General features: G+C 69.8%; 27 protein-coding genes, 1 tRNA gene and 2 pseudogenes. 9 read left to right on the top strand and 21 right to left on the bottom strand.

Translation table 11 applies throughout. From position 1 onward, the window contains the following. Positions 1 to 127 precede the first annotated feature (127 nt). The 3 genes from ACIBB8_RS14850 to ACIBB8_RS14840 all read right to left on the bottom strand — a co-directional run bounded on the left by ACIBB8_RS14850 (position 128) and on the right by ACIBB8_RS14840 (position 1,711). Entirely contained in the window at positions 128 to 1,057 is a 930-nt protein-coding gene (locus tag ACIBB8_RS14850) for an RNA polymerase sigma factor SigF (protein ID WP_398952043.1), read from the bottom strand. Positions 1,058 to 1,243: 186 nt separating this feature from the next. Then, on the bottom strand, positions 1,244 to 1,537 hold the full coding sequence (locus tag ACIBB8_RS14845; RefSeq protein WP_366691933.1) for a Dabb family protein: 294 nt from the start codon (positions 1,535 to 1,537) through the stop codon (positions 1,244 to 1,246). Between the two features lie 9 nt (positions 1,538 to 1,546). Further along, a complete protein-coding gene (locus ACIBB8_RS14840; protein ID WP_366691934.1) occupies positions 1,547 to 1,711 on the bottom strand; it encodes a hypothetical protein in 165 nt (54 codons plus the stop codon). Between the two features lie 466 nt (positions 1,712 to 2,177). Here ACIBB8_RS14840 and ACIBB8_RS14835 point away from each other — a divergent pair, with 466 nt between their 5' ends. Beyond that, complete coding sequence (locus tag ACIBB8_RS14835) at positions 2,178 to 3,434, top strand: ATP-binding protein (protein ID WP_398952040.1); 1,257 nt, start codon at positions 2,178 to 2,180, stop codon at positions 3,432 to 3,434. A 109-nt stretch (positions 3,435 to 3,543) separates the two neighbouring features. Here ACIBB8_RS14835 and ACIBB8_RS14830 read toward each other — a convergent pair whose 3' ends face one another. The 5 genes from ACIBB8_RS14830 to ACIBB8_RS14810 all read right to left on the bottom strand — a co-directional run bounded on the left by ACIBB8_RS14830 (position 3,544) and on the right by ACIBB8_RS14810 (position 5,866). Beyond that, on the bottom strand, positions 3,544 to 3,747 hold the full coding sequence (locus tag ACIBB8_RS14830) for a TetR family transcriptional regulator C-terminal domain-containing protein (protein WP_398952037.1): 204 nt from the start codon (positions 3,745 to 3,747) through the stop codon (positions 3,544 to 3,546). 451 nt (positions 3,748 to 4,198) lie between these two features. Next, positions 4,199 to 4,286: transfer RNA gene (locus tag ACIBB8_RS14825), tRNA-Ser, on the bottom strand. Positions 4,287 to 4,377: 91 nt separating this feature from the next. Then, on the bottom strand, positions 4,378 to 4,806 hold the full coding sequence (gene tadA, locus ACIBB8_RS14820) for a tRNA adenosine(34) deaminase TadA (RefSeq protein ID WP_327249476.1): 429 nt from the start codon (positions 4,804 to 4,806) through the stop codon (positions 4,378 to 4,380). Positions 4,807 to 4,899: 93 nt separating this feature from the next. Beyond that, entirely contained in the window at positions 4,900 to 5,463 is a 564-nt protein-coding gene (locus ACIBB8_RS14815; protein ID WP_398952253.1) for a hypothetical protein, read from the bottom strand. 187 nt (positions 5,464 to 5,650) lie between these two features. Next, complete coding sequence (locus ACIBB8_RS14810; RefSeq protein WP_398952034.1) at positions 5,651 to 5,866, bottom strand: hypothetical protein; 216 nt, start codon at positions 5,864 to 5,866, stop codon at positions 5,651 to 5,653. Positions 5,867 to 5,970: 104 nt separating this feature from the next. On the opposite strand from ACIBB8_RS14810, the gene upp reads away from it, so the two are divergent. Then, complete coding sequence (gene upp, locus ACIBB8_RS14805) at positions 5,971 to 6,606, top strand: uracil phosphoribosyltransferase (RefSeq protein ID WP_037695091.1); 636 nt, start codon at positions 5,971 to 5,973, stop codon at positions 6,604 to 6,606. A gap of 92 nt (positions 6,607 to 6,698) precedes the next feature. Here the strand turns inward: upp and ACIBB8_RS14800 are convergent, their stop codons facing one another. Next, complete coding sequence (locus ACIBB8_RS14800; protein WP_398952251.1) at positions 6,699 to 7,298, bottom strand: LytR C-terminal domain-containing protein; 600 nt, start codon at positions 7,296 to 7,298, stop codon at positions 6,699 to 6,701. A gap of 160 nt (positions 7,299 to 7,458) precedes the next feature. Continuing rightward, positions 7,459 to 7,755, bottom strand: a complete 297-nt coding sequence (locus tag ACIBB8_RS14795) for a type II toxin-antitoxin system VapB family antitoxin (protein ID WP_003955420.1) — start codon at positions 7,753 to 7,755, stop codon at positions 7,459 to 7,461. A 103-nt stretch (positions 7,756 to 7,858) separates the two neighbouring features. Between ACIBB8_RS14795 and ACIBB8_RS14790 the strand changes: the two genes are divergently transcribed. Then, positions 7,859 to 8,215, top strand: a complete 357-nt coding sequence (locus ACIBB8_RS14790) for a hypothetical protein (RefSeq protein ID WP_398952030.1) — start codon at positions 7,859 to 7,861, stop codon at positions 8,213 to 8,215. Between the two features lie 216 nt (positions 8,216 to 8,431). On the opposite strand, the pseudogene ACIBB8_RS14785 reads toward ACIBB8_RS14790, so the two are convergent. Continuing rightward, a pseudogene (locus ACIBB8_RS14785) lies at positions 8,432 to 8,575 on the bottom strand (Fe-S cluster assembly protein HesB); the annotation flags it as partial. Between the two features lie 318 nt (positions 8,576 to 8,893). Between ACIBB8_RS14785 and ACIBB8_RS14780 the strand changes: the two are divergent. Continuing rightward, positions 8,894 to 9,601, top strand: coding sequence for a response regulator transcription factor (locus ACIBB8_RS14780; protein ID WP_398952027.1), 708 nt, complete (start codon positions 8,894 to 8,896; stop codon positions 9,599 to 9,601). Here ACIBB8_RS14780 and ACIBB8_RS14775 read toward each other — a convergent pair. Continuing rightward, the gene (locus ACIBB8_RS14775) at positions 9,587 to 11,230 is read right to left on the bottom strand and encodes a sensor histidine kinase (protein WP_398952026.1); all 1,644 of its coding nucleotides are present in this window, start codon (positions 11,228 to 11,230) and stop codon (positions 9,587 to 9,589) included. The genes ACIBB8_RS14780 and ACIBB8_RS14775 overlap by 15 nt on opposite strands. 354 nt (positions 11,231 to 11,584) lie before the next feature. Between ACIBB8_RS14775 and ACIBB8_RS14770 the strand changes: the two genes are divergently transcribed. Beyond that, the gene (locus ACIBB8_RS14770; RefSeq protein ID WP_398952025.1) at positions 11,585 to 11,950 is read left to right on the top strand and encodes an SH3 domain-containing protein; all 366 of its coding nucleotides are present in this window, start codon (positions 11,585 to 11,587) and stop codon (positions 11,948 to 11,950) included. A 210-nt stretch (positions 11,951 to 12,160) separates the two neighbouring features. Here ACIBB8_RS14770 and ACIBB8_RS14765 read toward each other — a convergent pair whose 3' ends face one another. The 5 genes and pseudogenes from ACIBB8_RS14765 to ACIBB8_RS14745 all read right to left on the bottom strand — a co-directional run. Continuing rightward, positions 12,161 to 13,342, bottom strand: a complete 1,182-nt coding sequence (locus ACIBB8_RS14765) for an ABC transporter permease (protein ID WP_071365005.1) — start codon at positions 13,340 to 13,342, stop codon at positions 12,161 to 12,163. A gap of 164 nt (positions 13,343 to 13,506) precedes the next feature. Beyond that, positions 13,507 to 14,217 (bottom strand): ABC transporter ATP-binding protein, encoded by a 711-nt coding sequence (locus ACIBB8_RS14760; protein ID WP_245766674.1) that lies wholly within the window; start codon positions 14,215 to 14,217, stop codon positions 13,507 to 13,509. After that, a complete protein-coding gene (locus tag ACIBB8_RS14755) occupies positions 14,214 to 15,500 on the bottom strand; it encodes a peptidoglycan-binding protein (RefSeq protein ID WP_398952022.1) in 1,287 nt (428 codons plus the stop codon). The genes ACIBB8_RS14760 and ACIBB8_RS14755 overlap by 4 nt, the downstream gene beginning before the upstream one ends. A gap of 2 nt (positions 15,501 to 15,502) precedes the next feature. Further along, the gene (locus tag ACIBB8_RS14750) at positions 15,503 to 16,090 is read right to left on the bottom strand and encodes a hypothetical protein (protein WP_359109523.1); all 588 of its coding nucleotides are present in this window, start codon (positions 16,088 to 16,090) and stop codon (positions 15,503 to 15,505) included. Positions 16,091 to 16,345: 255 nt separating this feature from the next. Further along, positions 16,346 to 16,576, bottom strand: a pseudogene (locus ACIBB8_RS14745) (hypothetical protein); the annotation flags it as partial. A 209-nt stretch (positions 16,577 to 16,785) separates the two neighbouring features. On the opposite strand from ACIBB8_RS14745, the gene ACIBB8_RS14740 reads away from it, so the two are divergent. Both ACIBB8_RS14740 and ACIBB8_RS14735 read left to right on the top strand, forming a co-directional pair. Beyond that, positions 16,786 to 17,289 carry a MarR family winged helix-turn-helix transcriptional regulator gene (locus ACIBB8_RS14740; RefSeq protein WP_366691941.1) on the top strand — a complete coding sequence of 168 codons (504 nt, stop codon included), beginning with the start codon at positions 16,786 to 16,788 and terminating at the stop codon, positions 17,287 to 17,289. 82 nt (positions 17,290 to 17,371) lie between these two features. Further along, the gene (locus ACIBB8_RS14735) at positions 17,372 to 18,151 is read left to right on the top strand and encodes an IS701 family transposase (protein WP_398952248.1); all 780 of its coding nucleotides are present in this window, start codon (positions 17,372 to 17,374) and stop codon (positions 18,149 to 18,151) included. Between the two features lie 322 nt (positions 18,152 to 18,473). On the opposite strand, the gene ACIBB8_RS14730 is transcribed toward ACIBB8_RS14735, so the two are convergent. The 4 genes from ACIBB8_RS14730 to ACIBB8_RS14715 all read right to left on the bottom strand — a co-directional run bounded on the left by ACIBB8_RS14730 (position 18,474) and on the right by ACIBB8_RS14715 (position 20,128). Continuing rightward, entirely contained in the window at positions 18,474 to 19,040 is a 567-nt protein-coding gene (locus ACIBB8_RS14730) for a YcxB family protein (RefSeq protein ID WP_398952018.1), read from the bottom strand. A 155-nt stretch (positions 19,041 to 19,195) separates the two neighbouring features. Next, the gene (locus ACIBB8_RS14725) at positions 19,196 to 19,321 is read right to left on the bottom strand and encodes a hypothetical protein (RefSeq protein ID WP_398952017.1); all 126 of its coding nucleotides are present in this window, start codon (positions 19,319 to 19,321) and stop codon (positions 19,196 to 19,198) included. Further along, a complete protein-coding gene (locus ACIBB8_RS14720; RefSeq protein ID WP_398952014.1) occupies positions 19,321 to 19,737 on the bottom strand; it encodes an SRPBCC family protein in 417 nt (138 codons plus the stop codon). Before ACIBB8_RS14720 ends, ACIBB8_RS14725 begins: the two co-directional genes overlap by 1 nt. 19 nt (positions 19,738 to 19,756) lie before the next feature. Beyond that, positions 19,757 to 20,128: a VOC family protein gene (locus tag ACIBB8_RS14715; protein ID WP_398952013.1), complete on the bottom strand. Its 372-nt coding sequence runs from the start codon at positions 20,126 to 20,128 to the stop codon at positions 19,757 to 19,759. A 128-nt stretch (positions 20,129 to 20,256) separates the two neighbouring features. On the opposite strand from ACIBB8_RS14715, the gene ACIBB8_RS14710 reads away from it, so the two are divergent. After that, complete coding sequence (locus ACIBB8_RS14710) at positions 20,257 to 21,072, top strand: helix-turn-helix domain-containing protein (protein ID WP_398952011.1); 816 nt, start codon at positions 20,257 to 20,259, stop codon at positions 21,070 to 21,072. A 244-nt stretch (positions 21,073 to 21,316) separates the two neighbouring features. Then, on the top strand, positions 21,317 to 22,444 hold the full coding sequence (locus ACIBB8_RS14705) for a hypothetical protein (RefSeq protein ID WP_398952009.1): 1,128 nt from the start codon (positions 21,317 to 21,319) through the stop codon (positions 22,442 to 22,444). The last annotated feature ends 212 nt before the right edge of the window (positions 22,445 to 22,656 follow it).

The raw sequence follows: 22,656 nt of genomic DNA, 5'->3' as shown, positions 1-22,656 counted from the left end.
AATGTCACATGTCGGCAACACGCTGTAGTGACATGTCGACAAGTCAAGGTGACATATGTGCAGTTAGCAGGGGGTGTGCGGCATTCTGGCTGCTGAAGAGGGGTTTTGATCGGTTTACCCGATCCGGTTACGCCTCGATCCTGTTTGCGGATCGAAGTCGCGCGAAGCTTCTGGCCAGCAGTCTTGACACATGCATCTGGGAAACGCCCAATTCGGCGCTGATCTGTGACTGCGTCAGGTTGCTGTAGTAGCGCAGCAGCAGGATCCGCTGCTCGCGCTCGGGTAGCTGGACGAGGAGATGGCGGACCAGGTCGCGGTGCTCGACCCCGGCGAGAGCGGGGTCCTCGTAGCCGAGCCGGTCGAGCAGTCCGGGCAGCCCGTCGCCCTCCTGGGCGGCTTCCAATGAGGTCGCGTGGTAGGAGCGTCCCGCCTCGATGCAGGCCAGCACCTCCTCCTCGGAGATCTTCAGGCGCTCGGCGATCTCCGCGGTGGTGGGCGAGCGGCCGTGCGCGGTCGTCAGGTCCTCGGTGGCGCCGGTGACCTGCACCCAGAGCTCGTGCAGTCGCCGCGGCACGTGGACAGTCCGCACGTTGTCCCGGAAGTACCGCTTGATCTCGCCGACGACGGTGGGCATCGCGAAGGTCGGGAACTGGACGCCGCGTTCGGGGTCGAACCGGTCGATGGCGTTGATCAGCCCGATGGTGCCGACCTGGACGACGTCCTCCATGGGTTCGTTACGGCTCCGGAAGCGCGCCGCGGCGTACCGCACGAGGGGGAGGTTCGCCTCGATCAGCGCAGCCCGCACTCTGCCGTGCTCCGCACTTCCCGGTTCCAGCTCCTTGAGCTGGTCGAAGAGGACCCGGGTGAGCGCCCTGGTGTCCGCGCCCCGGGTCCTGGCGGGCGTCGTGCCGTCGGGCGTCTCGGTCTGGACGGTCTCGGCCACCGAGGCGGCCCGGGTTGCCGGGGCGGGCTGATCGGACTGGGCTGTGTGGGTGGCTTGGGCATCGTCGTTCTGGACGATCTGGGGAGGCACTTGAGGCGCTGTACTGGCCGGCACGGTGAGGCCACCCCTTTGCGGTCAACTTCGGTCAACTCATCCGTCAAAAGCGGTCATAGCATCACAAGACATGTCCACTGTGTGCAAGCACCGCAAAGTTTCGTGTTGAGGGCGTATTGGTTTAAACCTATGGAAAAGCCCCTCACCGGAAGGGTGAGGGGCTTGTGGGTTCCGGGACCGCGGAGGTCAGAAGGGGTAGTCGGCAATCACCCAGGTGGCGAAAGCCTTCCACTGTTCGGCGGCGGCCTGATGGGCCGGGTGTGCGACGTAGCGCCCCAGGGCGTCCTCGTCGGCGACCGCGGAGTTGATGGCGAAGTCGTACGCGATCGGCCGGTCGGTGATGTTCCAGGCGCACTCCCAGAACTCCAGCTCCGGGATCTGCCCTCCGAGCTCCTGGAACGCCTTCGCCCCGGCGACAACACGCGGATCGTCACGCTTCACGCCGTCGTTCAGCTTGAACAGGACCAGATGACGGATCATGGGGTACTCCTACTTCACGAGCTCGGTCATGAAATCGCCGACACCCTGTGCGGCACTCGAGATGCCCTCGAACCCTACCTGGACAAGATCCGCGGCCCGTTTGGGGGAGTGAATGATCGTGTACAGCACGAAGACGACGATCATGTAGAGCGCGATCTTCTTCGCTTGCACCATCAGCCCCTGCCTCCCCCTCGATCACCAGTGCAGTCGCGCGATTCTATCCGCACGAATGGCCGTATCCGAGGGAGGTTTCGATGGGGGTTCCGATCACACTCCGACCCGATGCCCTGGTATGTGTGGCCTGACCGAAGGATGGCGCTAGGAGCGGGCCGCGCTCACGCGCGCACGGACCACCCCGAGCGTCAGGGCGCCGACTGCCTGCAACCAGGTGATCGATGCCGCGGCACCGAACCCACTGGGCTGTCGGACCATCACCTCCTGTGCGGAGCCGCTGCCGGCGAGCGCTGAACCAAGGGGGCTGCCGCGCCTCTCGGACGGCCTGCCGGGCGTAGCCGGAGTCCGCTTTTCGCACCGCTTCCTGTTCGTACGGTTACGGCTGCTCCGTTGTCCGTGATGGAGCGCGACCGTCCGCCGCCGGCGTTCTAGCGTCTTCCGAACCACCCGAGGCGAGGAGCGGCATGTGAACTGGCTTATCCATGACTACCGTGAGGACGACCTGGCGGCGGTCGTGCATCTCATCGACACGACCGCGGATCTCGGCCAGGAATCCGTCTTCTCGCTGGCTGAATGCATCAGCGCCCTGACGTCCCGCCAGCCCGCGGTGGTCGCCGTCCACCGAGGCGAGCCCATCGGCGCGGCGCTCGCCCAGGTGTCCGAGGGCCGGGCCTGGGTGATGCGGATCGCCATTTCACCGGCGTGGCGCGGCCGGGGCCTGGCCAGCGCCCTGCTGATGGAACTGGAACGCCGGCTGATCGCGGCCAGGGTGCGCCGCATCGCTTACGTGCTGCCGGAGGAGGAACTGCTCGGCGAGGGGCTGCAGAAGGCTGGTTACACGCGAAGGCCGGCCGTCGCCTACTTCGAGAAGACCGAACCGGCCACCGGCACCGCGGCGAACCTCCTGGAGGAGCTGGGTGGCCGGGTGCTGTCCGGTGATCTGTGGGGCAAGGTCGCCGGCATGGAGGCGGAGAAGAACCTGATCGAGCGTCGCATCGTGCTGCCGCTGGCCGAACCCGAGCGCGCTGGCCGGCACGGGGTCATACCGCCGCGCGCCATCACGCTGTTCGGTCCGCCCGGGACGGGCAAGACCACCTTCGCCCGAGCCATCGCCTCCCGCCTCGGCTGGCCCTTCGTGGAACTGCTGCCGTCCCGACTGGCCGACGAAGGGAACCTCGCCGCTGCTCTGCGCACGGCCTTCGCCCGGATCGCGGAACTGGAGCGGGTGCTGGTCTTCATCGACGAGGTCGAGGAGATCGCTCCCGTACGCGGCGCACGCCCGGAGCCCGGCATGCACGGTGTCACCAATGAACTCCTCAAACTCATCCCAGGCTTCCGCGAGCGCGACGAGCGGCTGCTGGTCTGTGCCACCAACTCCATCCGCTCCCTCGACCCGGCCTTCCTGCGTCCCGGCCGGTTCGACTACCTGATCCCCATCGGGACCCCGGACCCGGCCGCCCGCGCAGCGATCTGGTCGCGCCACTCCGGCCGGCGCGGCGATGTCGACCTGGACGCGCTCGTCGCGGCCAGCGAGCTGTTCACCCCGGCCGACATCGAGCACGCGGCCCGGATCGCCGCCCAGGCTGCCTTCGAACGCGACTTCGCCGAGGCAGGCGCGGACACCGACGACTACCTCGCCGCGCTCCGCCAGTGCCGTCCGACGGTGACCCCTGCCGTCATCGCGGAGTTCACCGCCGACATCACCACGCACGCCCGGGTCTGAACCCGCAGCGCCCTCCCGCACCACCTCTTCCGAGGGCGCTCGGTTGTCAGGACGTGCTGCGTCCTCGCTCTTGGGCGAGGGCGGGGAGGCCAGCGTGGTCAGGTAGTCGTCAAGGAGCTCGGCCTGGCGGTGGGCGGGAACGCCAGGGGTCGAACAGGGCCTGTACTACCAGGCCGAGCACGAAGGACTGGGTGTCGGCCGCGATGCGCGCCGGATCTCCGGCGGGCAGTTCGCCGAGCTGTTGGGCCGCAGCGACCAGGTCGCGCAGCTTGTGGCGGCTGCGCGCGTACGTGCGGGCGTAGTCGCCGCTCAACCCGGGGTCGCCCGGGTCGAGCGCAACGCACGCGCCCTGGCGACGGTGGCACAAGAGCTCGCCCCGCTTCTGGACGGAGCCGTGGGCCGAACCGACGCGCCCTGACTGTCCCCGTCGGTGCCGAGCCCATGCGCACACCGGTCAGTTCGACCTCGCGAGGGAGTACCCGACGGGCGAGAACGGGCGGCGCCCGGCAGGACTCCTCCGGCCGGCCGGGGTCGGTGACACATTCATCCGCCCTCGTACCGGCAGGAGACGTTTCGCCGGCGTTTCGTCTTCGGAGTTCTCGTCGCTCCACGCGCCGCCGCGCGTGCCCCCTCGCTCCGAACGGCGGTGAAGGTCACGCCTCCATCCACCCGCTTGCGGGCTCTGAGCGGACATCCATGTGGACGTGAGAGGAACAAAAAAAACCGTCTCTGATCTGTTCGCACAGGTCAGAGACGGTTTCTTATGGCGGTAGCGGAGGGATTTGAACCCTCGGTGAGTTTCCCCACACTCGCTTTCGAGGCGAGCTCCTTCGGCCGCTCGGACACGCTACCGAGAGAGAGCTTAGACCATTCAGGCCGTGGGTTGAAATCCGATTCTCCCGCGGGTGTGGAAGCCGGGGCGGAGGCTGGGCGCACCGCCGGGTCAGCGGTCGCGGAAGAAGGCCGTCAACTGGGCGGAACAGGCGTCCTCCAGTACTCCGTGGATCACTTCGGGGCGGTGGTTGAGCCGCCGGTCCCGTACCAGGTCCCAGAGCGAACCGGCCGCGCCCGCCTTCTCGTCCCGTGCCCCGTAGACGACCCGGGCCACCCGGGACTGCACGAGTGCGCCCGCGCACATGGTGCACGGCTCCAGGGTGACCACCAGCGTGCAGCCGGTCAGCCGCCATGCGCCGAGCGCCTCGGCGGCCCGGCGGACGGCAAGGATCTCGGCGTGCGCGGTCGGGTCGCCGGTCGCCTCGCGTTCGTTGTGTCCCGTGGCGAGCAGGGTGCCGTCCGGGCCGAGGACGACGGCGCCGACCGGCACGTCACCGGCCTGCGCCGCGTGTGCGGCCTCGTCCAGGGCGCGGCGCATGGCCGCCCGCCATGGGTCCCGTACGGGATCGTTCGTCGGGTCGTGGGGTTCTTGCGGTCCGTGCGGGCCCGGTGGTGCGGTCACCCGCGGACCTTAACGGACGGTCTCCAGGACCTCGGCCGCGCCCAGCGCGTCCGCGATCTCCACCAGGGCGTCCGTGCGCAGCATCAGCAGCTCCTTCTCGGGAAGTCCGAGATCGGACAGGATCCCGGTGTCTCCGAGCGGACCCGTCGGTACGGCGTCGGCGTCGAGTCCGTCGTCGTCGTTGTCGTCGTGGTCGGTCTGATTGTCGGTGGTGTGATCCGGCTCGCCGTCCTCCGTACCGTCGAGGCCGACGAGCTCTTCGAGGGCGGCAATCGAGTCCTCGGCCTCGGGTTCGCGGCCGAGCAGTTCATCGGTGAGCAGGATCTCCCCGTAGGAGGAGCGGGCGGCGGCGGACGCGTCCGAGATGTAGATACGGGGGTCCTCCTCACCGTCCACCCGGATGACGCCGAACCAGGCGTCCTCCTGCTCGATGAAGACGAGCACCGTGTCCTCGTCCACCGAGGCCTCACGGGCCAGATCCGTCAGATCGGACAGGGTCTCCACATCGTCAAGCTCCGTGTCGCTCGCTTCCCACCCGTCTTCGGTGCGCGCGAGCAGTGCGGCGAAGTACACCGTGACTCTCCCACTGGTCATAGGGGTGTCGGTCCGGCGGGAGGGCATCCGGTGATCCGGCTGTCCTGCGTCCCGCCCATCGGAATCGTGGCAGAAACCTAGCGTTCGCGAGAGTAGTTCGACCGTTGCGTCGTGGATCAGTTGTCGCGGGCACTGCTCCGAAGGGGCCGTCCGGCTGCTCGGAGCGCTACCAGCGGAAGGTCCGCATCCGCATGGCTTGGCGCATTCGGGCGGCCCGGGCGCGGCGCGGCTGGACCCGGTCGCGCAGCGCCTTCGCCTCATGAAGCTCACGGAGGAAGTGGGCGCGCCGTCTGCGGCGCTCCGCTTCGGTCTCGGTCTCCGGCGCGTCCTGCGCGTCGGGCGGGGCCGGCTGGTCCCGCTTCCGCTGCTTCCCGTCCGCCATCCGCACATCACCCCAAGCCTGGGTCCGTATGCCCCCACCTTCCCTCCGAACGTGTGGTTGATGCCAGCGCACAGGTGCGGGAGAGCCCGGTTACTGTTGAACCCATGCGGATCCACGTCGTCGACCACCCGCTGGTCGCGCACAAGCTCACCACCCTGCGCGACAAGCGCACCGACTCCCCGACCTTCCGGCGGCTCGCCGACGAGCTGGTCACCCTGCTCGCGTACGAGGCCACCCGGGACGTGCGCACCGAGCAGGTCGACATCGAGACGCCGGTCACACCGACGACCGGGGTCAAGCTGTCGCACCCGCGGCCCCTGGTCGTGCCGATCCTGCGAGCCGGTCTCGGCATGCTCGACGGCATGGTGCGGCTGCTGCCGACCGCCGAGGTGGGCTTCCTGGGCATGATCCGCGACGAGGAGACGCTCCAGGCGTCCACGTATGCGACGCGCATGCCGGAGGACCTCTCGGGCCGACAGGTCTACGTCCTGGACCCGATGCTGGCCACCGGCGGCACGCTGGTCGCGGCGATTCAGGAACTGATCAAGCGCGGTGCGGACGATGTCACCGCCGTCGTGCTGCTCGCGGCGCCCGAGGGCGTCGAGGTGATGGAGCGCGAGCTGGCGGGTACGCCGGTGACCGTGGTCACCGCCTCGGTCGACGAGCGGCTGAACGAGAACGGCTACATCGTGCCGGGGCTGGGCGACGCGGGCGACCGGATGTACGGAACCGTCGACTGAGTCCCGGTTCCGGCCAGGGCTTTCGGCCCGTGCGCCCGAGGTCCCTGTCGTCGAACCGGCGCCTGCTGCGCGGCGTGACGACGGGACAGCCCTCAGCGGCAGGAGGAGGGCGCCGGGGCCGGCTTGTTGAGGGCGGCGAGGGCCGCGGTGGCTTCCTTCGGTGTGTTCAGCCTCTTGAACGCCGTACCGAGGATCAGATCGACATCCGCCGTCCTGCGCGCGTCGGTCTTCGGTGTGGCGCCCGTCAGTTGCGTACCGAGGACCGGGAACGCGCCGTTCGCGGCCGTCGGCGCCCCCAGCAGTACCCCGGGCCCGGGGACCTTCTTGTCGTACGCGGCCGAGGCATTGCCCACCTTGCCGATACGGAAGCCGCGCTTCTTCAGCTCGTCGGCGGCGGCCTTCGCAAGCCCGCCGCGTGGCGTCGCGTTGTAGACATTGACGGTGATCTTCGCCGGTGCCGGCAGTGCCCTGGCGGGCGTGGACGGCGTGGGCGTGGGGCAGTCGGCCCTGCGGTCCGCGGCGCTGGCCTGCTTGTCGCCGCCCGTGAAGACGTCGATGAGCTGCATCGTGCCCCAACCGGCCAGCCCTAGGGCCACCACGGAGGCAATGGACGCGAGGACCAGTGTGCGACGGTGCCGGGGGCGGCGCATACGCGGGTACTTGTCGCCCGTGATGCGGTACTTTCCGCCCATACCGGGGGGAGTGAGCATGCTCATGGGCGCAGCGTAGTGCGACCTGGTGAAGATGCGTACTAAATGATCAACGGATGGCACCCGTCCGAGTGCGAATGCACCCAAAAGCACCCGGCGCGGCGAAGTGCGCGGGCCGTCTGCTCACCGAGCTGCCGGACTGTCAGCCGAGTTCGAGTACCCGGGCGTGCAGCACCTGGCGCTGCTGGAGCGCCGCGCGGACCGCGCGATGCAGCCCGTCCTCCAGATAGAGGTCGCCCTGCCACTTCACGACGTGGGCGAACAGGTCGCCGTAGAACGTCGAGTCCTCGGCGAGGAGGGTTTCGAGGTCCAGCTGACCCTTGGTCGTCACCAGCTGGTCGAGGCGGACCGGGCGCGGCGCGACATCCGCCCACTGCCGGGTGCTTTCCCGGCCGTGGTCGGGATATGGCCGCCCATTTCCGATGCGCTTGAAGATCACACGGAAAGCCTACCGGTCAAGAGCCTCCGGGCGCAGCCATGGAGCGGTACTGCGATGCTGGCCAAAACGTCATGAATGCAGGCATTTCGGAACCCATGCCGCGATGAGTGGCAGCGACAGCACGGTCGGAGGTACCGAAGCGGGCACGGGAGCAGGCGTCGGCGAGGGCGTCGGCGTACTGCCGCAGCAGGCCCAGGAGATCGCCGACGGGTACGCCGTCGGCGCGGCCACGCTCGATCTGCGTGCGCTGCTCTGGGACGGTGCGTGCCTGCCCGGCGCGCAGCTCCGGATCCCGCTGCCCGCGACGGAGCTGGACGCGGCGGGGAAGGGGTCCTCGTTGTACGGGCGTTACGCACACGCGGTGGACCGGGAGTCGGTGTACGAGAAACTCACCGCCGAACACGGGGCCGAGCAGGGGGCCGCCGCGGAGGCTGCGGCGGTGGATACGGTGACGAGCTGACGCGACAGCGTGGCCGCGTCCTTCGCGGGGTCGTGCCCGGACGGGTGCCCGTGGTTCGGGGAAGCGGCGAGGAGGAGGGGTGCAGCCAGAACGGTGGCGGCCACAACAGCCTTGGCCCTGCGACGGGTTGCGTGCACAAGAGTCCTTCCGGTGCAAACGGTTGTGCAGGAAAGCTAGCGATCGCAGTGACGTCTGTGAACAGTTGCGGATCCTCCTTCATCTCGTCTTCTTCGCGGCCGCCTTCGCTTCCTGCTTGTGCGCGCGGACGAGGGCGAGCGAGTCGGGGCCGGTGATGTCGGCGACCGACCGGTGCGAGCCCGCCTTCCCGTACGGACCCGCCGCGGCGCGCCAGCCGGTCGGCAGCGGTCAGGGGCGGCCTCGGCGGGACCACCCCTGACATGCCACTGTTTCGGCTGACTCGGAGCCTGGCTCCCGGTGGTGAGTACCCGGGCCCTGGTGGAGGCTCAGAAGCCGCAGTACACACTGCTCCCGTAGTCGCTCAGGAGGTCGTCACGGACCCACCCGTAGGTAGCCGTGCTGGCGTTCCTGAGGTACGTCCAGGTGTAGTCGCCGGCCAGAGGCGGTGTCCGGGCCCGCATCGCCTGGACGCGGACCCGGATCCTCGTCCATTCCTGTATTACGGTACTGGAGTGCGTGGGCCTTGCTGGGGGAGAGTTGTTGAACGCTCGAATTCTGGTCGCGGAAGATGACGAAAAGCAGTCTCGACTGATCCGGATCTATCTGGAGCGCGAAAGCCACGCGGTGCAGGTCGTGGCCGACGGCCGTGCGGCGCTGGAACGGGCCCGTTCGATGCAGCCGGATCTCATCGTTCTCGATGTGATGCTGCCCCTGGTCGACGGACTGGATGTGTGCCGCATCCTACGTACCGAATCGGATGTTCCGATTCTGCTGCTCACCGCGCGCTCGACCGAGGAGGACATGCTTCTCGGCCTCGACCTCGGCGCCGATGACTATCTCACCAAGCCGTACAGTCCGCGTGAACTGACCGCACGGGTACGGGCGTTGCTGCGCAGGTCCAAGAGGGGCGGCGGCGCGGTGGAGCCCGCTGTGCTGCGGGTGGGCGAGGTGGAGCTGGACACGGCACGCTTCGAAGTCCGGGTGGCGGGGCGGCCGGTGGCACTGACCGCGAAGGAGTTCGCCGTCCTGGAGACGCTGGCCCGTGAACCGGGCCGGGTCTTCACCCGGGCGCAGATCATCGAGCGCGTCTTCGGTTTCGACCGGGATGTCCTGGAGCGGACCGTCGACGCGCACGTGATGAACCTTCGACGGAAGCTGGAGACGGACCCGAGGCGGCCCTGCCATCTGGAGACGGTGTACGGGCGGGGCTACCGCCTCGCGGACGGTGGCGGCTCAGCCTCCTCCTGACCTGCCGCCATGGCCCGAAGCCGCGGGCAGGGTGATCGTGAACGTCGTACCCAGCCCGACCGTGCTGTGCACGTCGATCCCCCCGTCGTGGTCGGTGACGATCTGACGCGCGATGGACAGCCCCAGCCCGCTGCCGCCGGTCGCCCGCCCCCGTGACGGATCCGCCCGCCAGAAGCGGTCGAAGAGATGCGGCAGGTCCTGTGCCGATATCCCTTTGCCGGTGTCCCGGACTTCTACGACGGCCTGCTCGCCGCGCCGGATCAGAGCCAGGGTCACCGTGCCACCGGGCCCCGTGGCGTGCAGCGCGTTTCCGATGAGGTTGCCGACGACCTGGCGCAGCCGGTCCGGGTCGGCGGTCACGTACACCTGGCACGGCGCCTCCAGCTCCACCGCGACGCCCGCCGTCTCGGCCTGGGCACGATGGGCGGTGCGGCCGGCGTCGAGCAGCTCGCGCAGGTCGACCTCGCGGCGGTGGTACGTGAGCGCCCCGGCCTCGGCCAGGGCCAGGTCCTGCAGGTCGTCCACGATCCGTTGTTGGAGCAGCGCCTCCTCGTGGAGGGAGTCGAGCAGGTCGGGCGTCGGTTCGACGATCCCGTCCCGCAGGGCTTCCAGATAGCCGCGCAGGTTGGCCAGCGGGGTGCGCAGCTCGTGCGCGATGTCCCCGGTGAGGCGGCGCTGGCGCTCCTCGCCGGCCTGGATGGAGTCGGCCATGCGGTTGAAGGCGCGGCCGAGCTGTGCGATCTCGTCCCGCCCGGAGACGGGGACGCGTCGCCCCAGATCGCCCTCACCGAGCCCCTTGGCGGCGTGCGTCATGGCCCGGACCGGGCGAAGGACCGCCCGGCTCAGGAGCAACGCGCCGAGGACGGCTGCAAGGGCGACTCCGATCGCGACGGCGACGGTGGGTGCGGCGGCGAGGCTGGGCGGGGACTCGTTCCGGTAGCCGAGGTGGATTTCCAGGCGGGGCGGGGCGACGGAGGCGGTCCGCTCGTTGAAGACCCGCTGGAGGCAGGGGGTGAGGGGCTGTGCGGAGTCGCAGGCGCGGAGCGCGTCGAGATCCTGCGGAGTGTGCGGGTCGGCCCCGCGGGGCGGCTCTGTGCAGTGCGCGGGCCGGCCATCCGTGCTGATCCGGGGAATGCCCAGGTCGTCCTGCCGGGCCGTCACCTCGGCGCCCACCCGGGTCAGGCAGGCAGCGTACGCGGCCGAGGAGCGGTAGTTGGCGATCGCGGTGGCCGCCAGCTTGACCGAGAGCCGGGGTGTCTGCCCGTCGGGGAACCGCAGGACGGGCCGCGCGTCGACCAGTACCGGGGGCCGGCTGCTCAGTGGGCGGGGCCCGCGGCCCGCGAGGGCGTCGGAGTCGGCGAGCGGGGCGCCGGTCTCGGTCACGACCCGGATGCGCTGCCCGGTGGCCTTGGCGAGTTCGCCCACCGTCGGTGCGAGCCCGTCCCAGGTGCCGTGCGCGAATCCGTACGTGCGGAGTTCACCGGTGATCAGGGAGACCTCCCGCTGTCCGGCGCTGACGGTCTCCTGGACCTGACGGTTCGCCTGACGCAGGGTGAGCCAGGCGGTGGCGGCGGTGGCGGTCAGGGCGACCAGCATGAGCAGGCCCAGGACCCGCAGCCGGAAGCTCATCGCGTTCCCCTTGTCCTGGCTGTCGGGACGCGTGCGCTCAACGGGGCTCCTTCGGTCGGGTTTCCCCAAGTGCGGGATGACGGGATATCTCGGCGTGCGGCTGGGGCCTGCTCGGCAAGAGCGCCGATTTGGCCGGTACGCCGCAGGAATGGCCGATTCCGCCCTGAAATCAATTTTGGTCCCCAATGGAAGGAAAGTGGCCAGTTGGCTGCGGAATGCTTACTTCAGCACTGTCGGCCTGTGAGGGTACTTACACCTCTCGCATCCCGATGGATGCGGTGGCAGCACCATTCGCTCTGGTGCCTCCCGGTACCGGGGTCGCACTGCTAACGAAACGACACATGGGGGTACAACTTGAAGCGTCGACTCGCAGCGATCATCCCTGCCGTCGCCGTGGCTGCCCTGGCCGTCCCGATGGTCACCGCCACCTCGGCCTCCGCGAACGCGTCCTGCGGTACCACGGTCAGCGACAAGGACGGTTCGGCCTGGGGCGTCTACGCCAACGGTGCCAACGAGCGCAGCGGCTCCAGCACTGGCTGCGGGATCAATGGCCTCGCCGACAGCAACGACAGGCTCGACTACCACTGCTACACCGTGGGCAGCGACGGCCACACCTGGACGTACCTGCGCGACGACAACGGCACTAACGCCGATGTATACGGCTGGGTCCGTGACGACCTGCTGAGCAACGGCGGCAGCTACGTCTACTGCGGCTTCTAGCAGCACCGGGGAACTGCCGGCCGAGCCGGAGCAACAGCACACCAGGGGCGGTCTCGTGCGAGGCCGCCCCTGCCTCGTGCGGCACCGGAACGGACACGGGCCCGCCGCCGTTCCGCCCACACCCGCGGTGGTGGCCCCGCCCATCCCGCTCACCTCTCTCCCCACCCGCCGCGGCCGGGCCTGTGGCCGGCGTTCCCGTGGCCGTACGGCTCAGGAGCTGGACAGCGCCTCCGTCGGCGACAGCTTGCTGGCCCGCACCGCCGGATACAGTCCGGCGGCCATGCCGATGAGCAGGGTCGATCCGATGCCGGCCGCGCTCGCCCAGGCCGGGACGACCGTCGGCCAGCCGCGGCCGACGGCGTACCCCGCCGTGATCAGGGTTCCGAGCACCGTACCGCCGAGCCCACCGATGAGGGACAGCAGCAGCGACTCCGTCACGAACTGCGTGCGGATCTGACCCCGGGTCGCCCCCAGGGCCCGGCGCAGACCGATCTCCGGCCGGCGCTCCAGGACCGAGATGACCATCGTGTTGCCCACACCGACCCCGCCGACCAGCAGAGCCACTGCGCCGAGGCCCAGCAGCAGGCCGGTGAGCGCCGACTCGGTGGCTTCGCGGGCCGCGAGGGCGTCGGAGGGCCGCGAGACCCGGACCTCGCTCGGCTTCTCGGGGTATGCCGTGGTCGGCAGCACCGCCCGTACCGCCGCGACCTCACTGTCCTCGGTGCGGACGTAGACCATGGAGGGGTGGCCGTCGAAGCGGAGGTATGTCCGGGCCGCCGACCAGCCGACCAGTGCCGCGCTGTCGAGTTCCGGCGCGAGCGGTACGGGATCGAGGACGCCGATCAGCGAGAACCAGCGGCCGCCGATCAGGACCCGGGTTCCGGAGGTGTACACGTCGAGCCGCTGGGCGGCCGTGGCACCGAGCACGACAGCCGGGTACTTCTCCGTCGCCGCGTCCAGCCAGCGGCCCTCGCGGACCTTGCCGCCGACGGCCGGGAGCAGGTCCTGGTCGGCCGCGAGGACGTCGAGGGAGCCGGTGCGGCCGATGGCGATGTGGTCGTTGCGGTAGATGTGCGCGCCGGTCGCGCCGGTGGCGGCGACCTGCTGCGCGGGCGGGATCCGGCGGATCATCGGCACGGCCTCGTAGGGGAGTCTGGCTTTCTCGCCGGCCAGGCTCTGGCCCGGTGCGACCCGCAGGAGGTTGGTGCCGAGCGCGTCGAGGCGGCGGTTTACCTCGGCCTGCCCGGAGCCGGAGATGCCGACCACCGCGATCATGGCGGCGACGCCGATGGCGATGCCGAGCGCGGAGAGAAAGACCCGCAGGGGCCGGGTCCGCAGTCCGGTGCCGCCGAGGCGTACGACGTCGGCGGGCCCGAGGCGTGCGGCGCGCAGCCGTGACCGTGACCGCTCCGGGACCGGAGCCCCGGCGTCCGAGGACTCGGGGCCCGGGGAACGGAACGGCGGGGTCTCCGGGGCCGGACCCCGGGCGTCCAGGGAGCCAGCCGCTGTGGGACGGGAGTCCGGGGTCTGCCAGGAGGAGTTCGTCGTACGGTCCTTCACCGGGGTGCCCCGATCGTCGTGCTGCGGGCCGTGTCGGCGACCAGGCGTCCGTCGCGCATCTCGATACGGCGGGGGAGTTCGGCCGCGATCTCGCGGTCGTGGGTGATGATCACGACCGTGGTGCCGGCCGCGTGCAACTCGCGTAGCAGGGTCAGTACGGCGGCACCCGACGCGGAGTCGAGGTTGCCGGTCGGCTCGTCCGCCAGCAGGACGGACGGTTCGCCGACCACCGCGCGAGCGACCGCGACCCGCTGCCGCTCGCCGCCGGAAAGCTGCTGCGGCAGGTGGTGGACACGGTGGCTGAGCCCGACCCGGGCCAGCGCGGCGGCCGCCCTGGCCCGGCGGCGGCGCATCGGGACGCCCGCGTAGAGCAGCCCGTCTGCCACCGCGTCCAGCACGGGCACGCCGACCGCCAGGTGGAACTGCTGGAAGACGAAACCGATCCGCGTGGCCCGCAGCGCGGACACCTCCCGGTCGGACAGCTTCGCCACGTCGTGGCCGTCGACCAGCACCCGCCCCGAGGAGGGGCGGTCGAGGCTGCCCATCAGGTTCAGCATGCTGGACTTTCCTGAGCCCGACGGGCCGACGACGGCGACGAGTTCCCCGCGCCCGATCCGCAGACTCACGTCGCGGACCGCGGCAACGCCGCCCGGATACGTCTTGCAGACCGCGTCGAACTCCAGAACCGCCGGGGACACACCGCTCACGCGATCCTCACCTTCATGCCCTCGCGGATCGCTGTGCCGCTCACTTCCACGTTGCCGTCCGCGAACAGCCCCGTCTTCACGGCGAGGAACCGGCCGTCCTCGGTTTCCAGGCCGTACCCGCCCTCGGCGAGGGCGACCAGCGCGGAGACCGGAACGCTCAGTACGTCCTTGGCCTCGCGTCCCACGTACTCGACCGTCACAGGGCCGCTCTCCAGCCGCCCCAGGGCCTTCTGGTCCTGGACGGTGATGGTCACGGGGATCGTCGCGTCGGCCTCTCCCGATCCGCCCTCGCTGCCACCCCCCTCGGGCGTGCTCGCTTGCTTCCCCACCGACGCCACCTTGGCCTGCACGGACTTGCCATTGGGCAGCTTGACCCGGACGTTCGTGCCGCGCACCGCCCAGGCGGCGTCCGCGGCCGAGGCGCTCACGACGACCTTCCGCGACGTACCGGTGTAGGCCAGGGTGTTCTCGCCGGCCGCGGAGCCCAGGCGTGCCCCCGCATGGCCGATCCGCACCTTGCCGGAGGAAGAGATGACGTCCCCGACGCCGACGGTCCCGGTCTGGGGCAGCCCGAGCGACTTCTGCCAGCGCTTGACCGCCCGGGCGGTGGCGGCGGTGAACCTCTCGTCCACGGTGAAGCCGGTGTAGCCCAGAGCCGCCAGGTTGGACTCGAACTGCATGACGTCCATGCCTCTGAGCTCACGCGGGGCCTGAGTCGAGCCGGTGTCCCCGCCGGTTCCGGCGCCCCCCGGCGCCGGTGACCCGGAGGGGCTCGGGGACGTGCCGTCCGCGTTCTTCTGCTGCTGGTCGACGGAGCCCTTCTGCTGCTGGGCGTCCGAGCCCTGGTCACCCTCCTGGGCGGTCAGGCCGAGGTCCCGGTACATCGGCAGCGTCCCGTACATGAGCACGACCGGCCGGTCGTCGACGCGCAGCAGCGTGCCGCCGCGCTCGACCGTCGCGCCCTGCTCGGGCAGCCAGGTCACGGTACCCGTCGCCTTGACCGGCAGCGGGACCTCCGTTCCGTAGCTCAACTTGCCGTCCACCGCGGTCCGTTCGGCCAGTGTGGTCCGGGTCACCGGGACGACGGAACCGGAGCGGGGCGGCGCGCTCGGGCCCTTGCCCTGGCCGCCGCCGAGCCCCAGTGCGCCGACCACGGCGACCGCCGCCACGCCGACCACGGCCGAGGCGATCAGCGCCGTACGCCGGCGTTGCCGGCGGCGCGGCGGAGGCGGCAGTGGGGCCGTCCCGTGCGCGTCATCGATGTGCGTCACCGTCTCGGCCATGATCAGCCCTTGCCGGCCGGCGGGTTGGTCGGTTCACCGATGATCGGGGCGCAGACGCGGGTGGCTCGCCGGGCGCCGGCCGAGCTCTGATCCCATCCGGGTTCACCGGAGTTGTCGTCGCGGCTCCCGTTCGGATCCGGGTCCGGGAAATCGGGGGCGCCGTTCTTCTGCATGCAGGCGGCATAGTCCCGCTGCTTCTTCATCTGCGCGGGAGTGAGTTTGGGCTCGCTGGGCTCCAGGTCCTGGGGGACCGTAGCGTTGAACTTGGCACACTTCTTGCTCGCGTTCATGAACTTCGGGTCCTTCTTCAGGGCAAGGCCCTGGCCGGACATGTCGACCTGTCCCTTGGAGTCCGGGTCGGGGAGGTCGACCCCGTTCGTCCGCATGCACGCGACCCACTTGCGCTGGCTCTCGACGTACGCCGCCACATCGTTCCCGCCACCCTGACCGCCCGTTTTACCAGCCGATGCGGCCGAGCCGCCACCACCGGCCGTCGGGAGCTTCGAACCGCCGTCGTCGCTCCCGCAGCCGGTCAGCGCGAAGACCATGACCGACGCCGCCGAGGCCAGCAGTACCCAGTTCGTCCTCATCGCTTTCCCCGCTCCTCCTGTCGGGCCCGGCCGCGGACACGGCGGGCAGGCCGACCGTAAGCCGGAGATGATGAAGAACCTTTGAAGAACCTGTCAGCCGATCATGCGCACTGCAGCTCTTCCGGATCCCCGGGCGCCGCCGCGTTCGGGAACAGAACTGAGACCAGGGCGCCGGTCATACCCGCGACCGTCGGTACCGCTCGCTCCGGTACCGACTGCCATGCCGGCTTGCTCACGCCTGGCCGTAGAGGCTTGTCAGGTCGACGAGTTGAATGCTCGGTGAGGTCTCATCGGCGGCGTATGCCTTGTCGTTGAAGCCTGCTCGCGTCCGCGATGACCGCGGCGTCCTTCGCGTCGGTCTTGGCCTAGCCCGGGTAGAGGTCGCTGAGCGTAGTTGTCGAACCACCCTGCAGCATCAACCCTCTTGAGATGGAGCAGCGGGTTGGCGCTGGCCGGCTGGCCCCAGACATGTGGGTTGACTAGTACTCCAGTGCAGTTTCGTGATCTACCCGCTGGCTGCGCGGGCGAGCGGTCGTCGGTAGTCGCTGCGTCGGGCCGTGGCATGGCGGCGCGCGAGGCTGCGGCGGCCCCGAAAATGACGGTGGTCGGCGGTTCCGATGCGTACCCAGGACGAGTTGCAGTGGATGCCACATTCCGATGGTTCAGTGCGCCGGGGGGAATGTAGCGTCACGATCATGGAATCACTGATCGGAACCACCACCGACCAGGCGCCGGCAAACCCGGCCGCCACCGATGACATGCTGGCCACTCAGCCGGTCGGCTACTGGTGCGGCCTGACCCATACGGCCGTCACCCAGCATCTGCGTGACGCCATGGCCAAGATCGACGTCACGCAGCCGCAGTACTGGGTACTCAACCGCGTGAACGGCGGCCCCACGGCGCCGAGCCGTGAGGAGGTCGTCGCGCAGCTGACGCACCTTGCCGACGGGCCGCACGAGATCGCCAGGGTCGTCGACCAGTTGCTCCACCGCGAATGGCTCCGGATCGATGATGGGCAGCGCCTGCACCTCACGGATGCCGGGGAGGCCGCCAGAGCGCGGCTACGTGAGCTGGCGACCGAGGTACGCGCCGTAGTCCACAAGGGCATCAGCGACGAGGAGTACGTGGCCGCACTCAAGGTACTGCGCAAGATGGTGGCCAATGTCGAGGGCGACGGGACTCCTGGTAATCCGTTCTGATTTCGCGATCTAGTGACGGACCCGGCTGGGAACGGGTGCGGCCATCGCGTGATCATCGGACACCAAGAACACCGGCGATGCGCTGCTGACCGGGGCGATCCAGCGCCGACGCGCCAAGGCGGACATCCCCGACAGCGAGCGGCACAAGGAGAAGTGGCGCCTGGCCCTGGACATGCTCGACGAGGTCCGAGGGGACTGGGAACTGCCCGGCCTGCCGGTGGTCGCCGACGCCGGATACGGCGACGCGACCGGCTTCCGCGAGGGCCTGACCGAGCGCGACCTGGCGTACGCCGTCGCGGTCAAGGGCACCACCACCGCCTACCCGGGCGACGCCGTCCCCGAGCGCCCGCCCTACAGCGGCCAGGGCCGCCGGCCCGGACCGGCCTACCCCGGCCAGCACAGCACTCTGCGCCAACTCGCCCTGGACGCAGGGCGATCGGCGGCACGAACCGTGACCTGGCGCCAGGGCAGCAAGGCTACGAAGCACAACCCCCGTGCCGAGATGCGCTCGCGGTTCCTGGCGCTGCGGGTCCGGCCCGCAAACCGGACGATCCGCCGCGCCGCCGACGGCTCCCTGCCCGAGTGCTGGCTGCTGGCCGAATGGCCGCCCGGCACCACCGAGCCCACCGACTACTGGCTTTCCACCCTGCCTGCCGACACCCCGCTGCGCGAACTCGTCCGCATCGCCAAGATCCGCTGGCGCGTTGAACACGACTACCGAGAGCTCAAGGACGGTCTGGGCCTGGACCACTTCGAGGGCCGCAACTTCCCCGGCTGGCACCGCCACGTCACCCTCGCCTCCCTCGCCCAGGCGTTCTGCACCATGCTCAGGCTCGACCCAAAAGCGCCTGCGCCGGCCTGACCCTCTACGCGGTCCTCCGCACCCTTCAGGCCCTCCTGGCCACCTGGACCGGCGCCTGCTCGATATGCGGCCAACCCGCACCGACACCAGAACCACACCACAGGACCTAACAAAGCCCTACCAGGTGTTCTTTCCTGGGAGGTTGTGGACGGGTGATGCAGGTCTCGGCTGAGGGATCTTGAACGGGTGAGGGCGGGCCTGGCAGCGTCGAGGCCACGATTTTGTGGCTGCTCTCCGCGGCCGCGTACAGGGTGGCACCGTCGTCGGACACCGCCAGACCGGAGCCCCCGCTGACGCCGCTCACCGAGTCGACGAGGGTGCGTCACACGCGAGTGGTGTGCTGGTCCAGGATGGCCCGCAGCCGGTCGAGGTCCCCGGCCTCATGCACCTCCCGCTTGGGCAGGACACCGACGTACATGATGTTGGGGTCCCGGCTGAGCAGGACGAAGTGGCCGGCCGTCTCCCGGTACCCCTGGAAGACGGACCACTTCTGGACCAGCGTGCTGTGGTCGCTGCGGCAGGTGATCCCGGCCGGAGACACGGTGACGCGGTACTCGCCCTGCCATCCGATGAGCCGTTGAACGCTGGTGGCCTGTAGCCGCGGGTACCCCCACACCACCAGGATGACGAACACGACCAGAACGGTTGAGACCACGTCGACACTCCCACGGCCCACGGTGGAGAGCAGCCACTGCCCTACCCACAGTGTCAGGAAAACGCCCCGCAGCAGCAGCCCGATCCGCTTGATCCGATTGCGGACCCGCAGGCCGACCAGTGTGTCGGCAGGCTGGGGCCGGTACACCAGATGGACCGCAGTCTGTTCGTCCACGACGACATCGGAGTATTCCGCGCCGTTGTCGGTGCCTTCGGCGCTGTGGCCCTCGGCCATGAACCCTCCCCGGTACGACGACCTGCGGATCTTACCGAACCTCAGTGCCGGGGCAGACGGCCGCCGTGGCGGGGCAGGTGGCGGTCGAGTACCAACCGCTGACCTCGGATCAGGTTGCGGACTGTGCCTTCCACAACCATGCCGAGGCGGAGGGTTCAGGGCTGGGTGAGCCGCTGGAAGAGCCCATCGATCTTGGCTTTGTCGGCGATCAGTGGCAGCGTGTCGAAGGAGGCCGCGCGTTCCGGGATAGCCGCCCTGCCCGGCTCGGGCCGCGAAGGCATCAGGGAACGGGGGCGGCCGCGGCCTCGAGGGTCCGCCGGATCACCCGGATCCCCTCGTCGACCATCGCGGCGATGGGCCCCGCCAGGCCGTGCGGCTGGACGTCGATGATCCAGACGAAGCGGCTCCGACCGCCGGCCTCAGTGAATACCTGCATGGAGGCGTGGTGGTGGACGACGTCCGGGAATCCGCCGACCACCGCGTAGGCGATGCGCCGGGCGTCGTCGTCGAGCGAGACGATGAGCTCGTGCGCCACCGTGCGGTCCGCGAAAGTGACCACCCGGACGTCGCCCTCGACGCGGGTGTCGGTGACGAAGCCGGGGGCGAGCCTGTGATGGACCTCGCCCCAGTCGCGGATCGCCGCCCAGACCTCTTCGGGGCCGGCCTCGATCAGGGCCTCGCGGTTGATGGTTGCCATGTGCTGTGCTCCGTTCCTGTCAGTCGGTCGTGGCCGGGATCAGGCAGAAGGGGTGGCCCTGCGGGTCGAGCAGGACGACCCACTGGCCGTCGCCCGGCTGGAAGGCGGGCCGGGTGGCCCCGAGGGCGAGCAGTTCCTCGACCGCGCGGGCCGGGTCGGGGGTGGTGAAGTCGAGGTGCAGGTGCTTGCTCCCCTCCGGCCACTTCGGCGCCTGGTAGCCCTCGACGCGGACGAAAGCCAGTCCCGCCCCCGTGCCGGCCGCGCCGAGGGAGGCGAAGTCCTTGTCGCTGTAGGTGAGTTCCCAGCCGGTGGCCTGCTGGTAGAAGGTGGCGAGCGCGACCGGGTCGGCGCAGTCGACGACCACGGTGGTGAGCTGTTCGAGAACGGGCATGAGAGGACTCCAGAATCGTGAACGACCGGAAGCCGAACGGGCTTCGGTGAGGAGCCTCGCCCGGCAGCCCCGCCCGGGTCTTGAACATCCTTGCGCGGATGTCAGACCCGGCGCGTAGCGTTCGAAGGGTGCTCATCGCCGTTCCTGTCGCCACGCGCCCCGACTTCGGCATCAGCGCGGTGTCCTGCCGCGCCGACCACACCCGCTGGTCGGCGCCGGAGGTACGTGCCGACTACCGGGTGGTGCTCGTGCGCCGCGGGCGGTTCCGCAGGATGGCCGCAGGCGTTCCCGCCGACATCGACGCGACCCTGGCCTACGTGGGCGTTCCCGGCGAGGAGGAGAGCTTCGCTCACCCCGCCGGGGGCGACGTCTGTACATCGATCAGCGTGACGCCGCAGCTGTGGCGTTCTCTGGCCGGGGACAGCGCGGGACCGACTGTGCAGACGCTCTGCACCGACCCGAGGCTTGACCTGGCTCACCGGCGTCTCCTCGTTGCCGCCCGCTCGGACGACACCGACTACGCGGTCGCCGAGGAGCTGCTGGGTCTGCTGTCGACGGCGATCGGCCGCACTGCCGCAGGACCGACTCCGCTCGGAAATGCGTCAGTCGAGCGCGATCGGAGTCTCGTGGCGGCTGCCCGCGAGGCGATCGCCGAAGGAGACCCGGCCGCGGACACGCTGTTCGCGCTGGCCGAGTCGCTCGGTGTCTCCCCGTACCGCTTGAGCCGGGCGTTCCCGCGCCAACTCGGCGTCTCGGTGACTCGCTACCGCCACCGCGTTCGCATCGGCCGCGCCCTCGACCGCCTGGAGGCCGGCGAGACCAGCCTCAGCAACCTCGCCGCCGATCTCGGCTACGCCGACCAGGCCCACCTCACCCGGACCATGCGCCAGTACCTCGGCCACACACCGACCACCCTGCGACGGCTTCTGGCTCCCGCCCCCTGACCGCGCGTATCCCGGGGCGACAGCGATGCCCGAGGCACGGGGGCAAGACGAAGGCCCGGACCGCCAGGCGACCACACGTCCGCCTCGGGGGCCTTCTGGTCCGCGGGGGCGGGCAGCCCACAGCGAGGGAGGCGGGCAAGCATTCTGCACACGTGCGGGCTTCAGCGACCGATGGAGCGAAATCCCCGAGGACAGCGCATGTCCGTGTGCACCGAATCTCATCATCAAATTTAACGTGACGCCTATGAGAACTAACTTTCTGTCACCAATGGTGCGAGGGCTGTCCGCGTTGGCGGCCGCCGTGGCCATCGGAGTAACGGCTGCCGCAGGTACTGCCGCAGCCGACGGGACGTTCCTCGGCCGCCTGCACACCGTGCGTGAGATCTCCTCCACGGTCCCTGAGAACGGCGACGTGAACCCCTATGGCACGGCCGTGGTCCCGCGCGACCACGGGAAACTCCACAGAGGCAACGTGCTGGTCAGCAACTTCAACAACAGCCAGAACCAGCAGGGCACGGGTACCACCCTGGTCCAGATCAGCCCGCGCGGCACCGCCAAGCTGTTCGCCCGGATCGACCCGAACCATCTGCCCGGCCCATGCCCCGGCGGTGTGGGGCTCACCACCGCCCTGAGCATCCTGCCCGGCGGGTGGGTGGTGGTCGGCAGTCTGCCGACCGCCGACGGCAACTCCGCAACCGCCCAGGCAGGTTGCCTGCTGGTGCTGGACAGCCACGGCAGGGTCCGCGAGACGCTCGCCGGACGCGGCATCAACGGACCGTGGGACATGACCGCCACGAGCAGCGGCGACCGTACCGACCTGTTCGTCACCAACGTGCTCAACGGCACCGTGGCCGGCGGCGGCGACGAGGTGGACCAGGGCACCGTCCTGCGCATCACCCTCAGGCGCCATGGCAACCAGCCGCCGAAGCGGGTGCGGACCACCATGATCGGCTCGGGTTTTGCCCAGAAGACCGACCCCGCCGCGCTGGTGATCGGCCCCACCGGCGTCGGCCTCGCCAAGGACGGCTCGCTCTACGTCGCCGATACGGTCAAGAACCGCATCACCGTCATCCCGCGTGCGCTGACCCGGGAATCCGACGCCGGCACCGGCCGGGTCGTCAGCAGCGGCGGCAAGCTCAACGGCCCTCTCGGCCTGGCCATCGCACCCAACGGCCACATCCTGACCGTCAACAGTGGTGACGGCAACATCGTCGAGACCACTCGCAGGGGCCGCCAAGTGGCCTTCCGGGAACTCGACAACAGCGGCTCCCCGCCCGGCGCGGGCGCGTTGTTCGGCCTGGCGGTGGACTTGGACTGTGACGCCGTGTACTTCGTCGACGACGCCACCAACTTCCTCAACGTCCTTCAGTGATCCACGAACGCGCACACGCACCGGGCCGACCCTGCTGTGCGCCCTGAAACGCAAGGGGCCCCGGATCACTCCGGGGCCTCCCCGGTGGTCCCGGTGGTGACCGCGACGAGAGTGGCAACGGACTCGGTAGGGAGGTGCCGAAGGCAGCCAGGATCGTGCCAACCGTTGGGAGCCAGGGGGAGCGGCGCGGATGCGCGCCCGGCGCACCACCG

This window comes from Streptomyces sp. NPDC051286, from assembly GCF_044455345.1.
Classification (GTDB): domain Bacteria; phylum Actinomycetota; class Actinomycetes; order Streptomycetales; family Streptomycetaceae; genus Streptomyces.
This window is presented reverse-complemented; position numbering and strand designations above follow the sequence as displayed.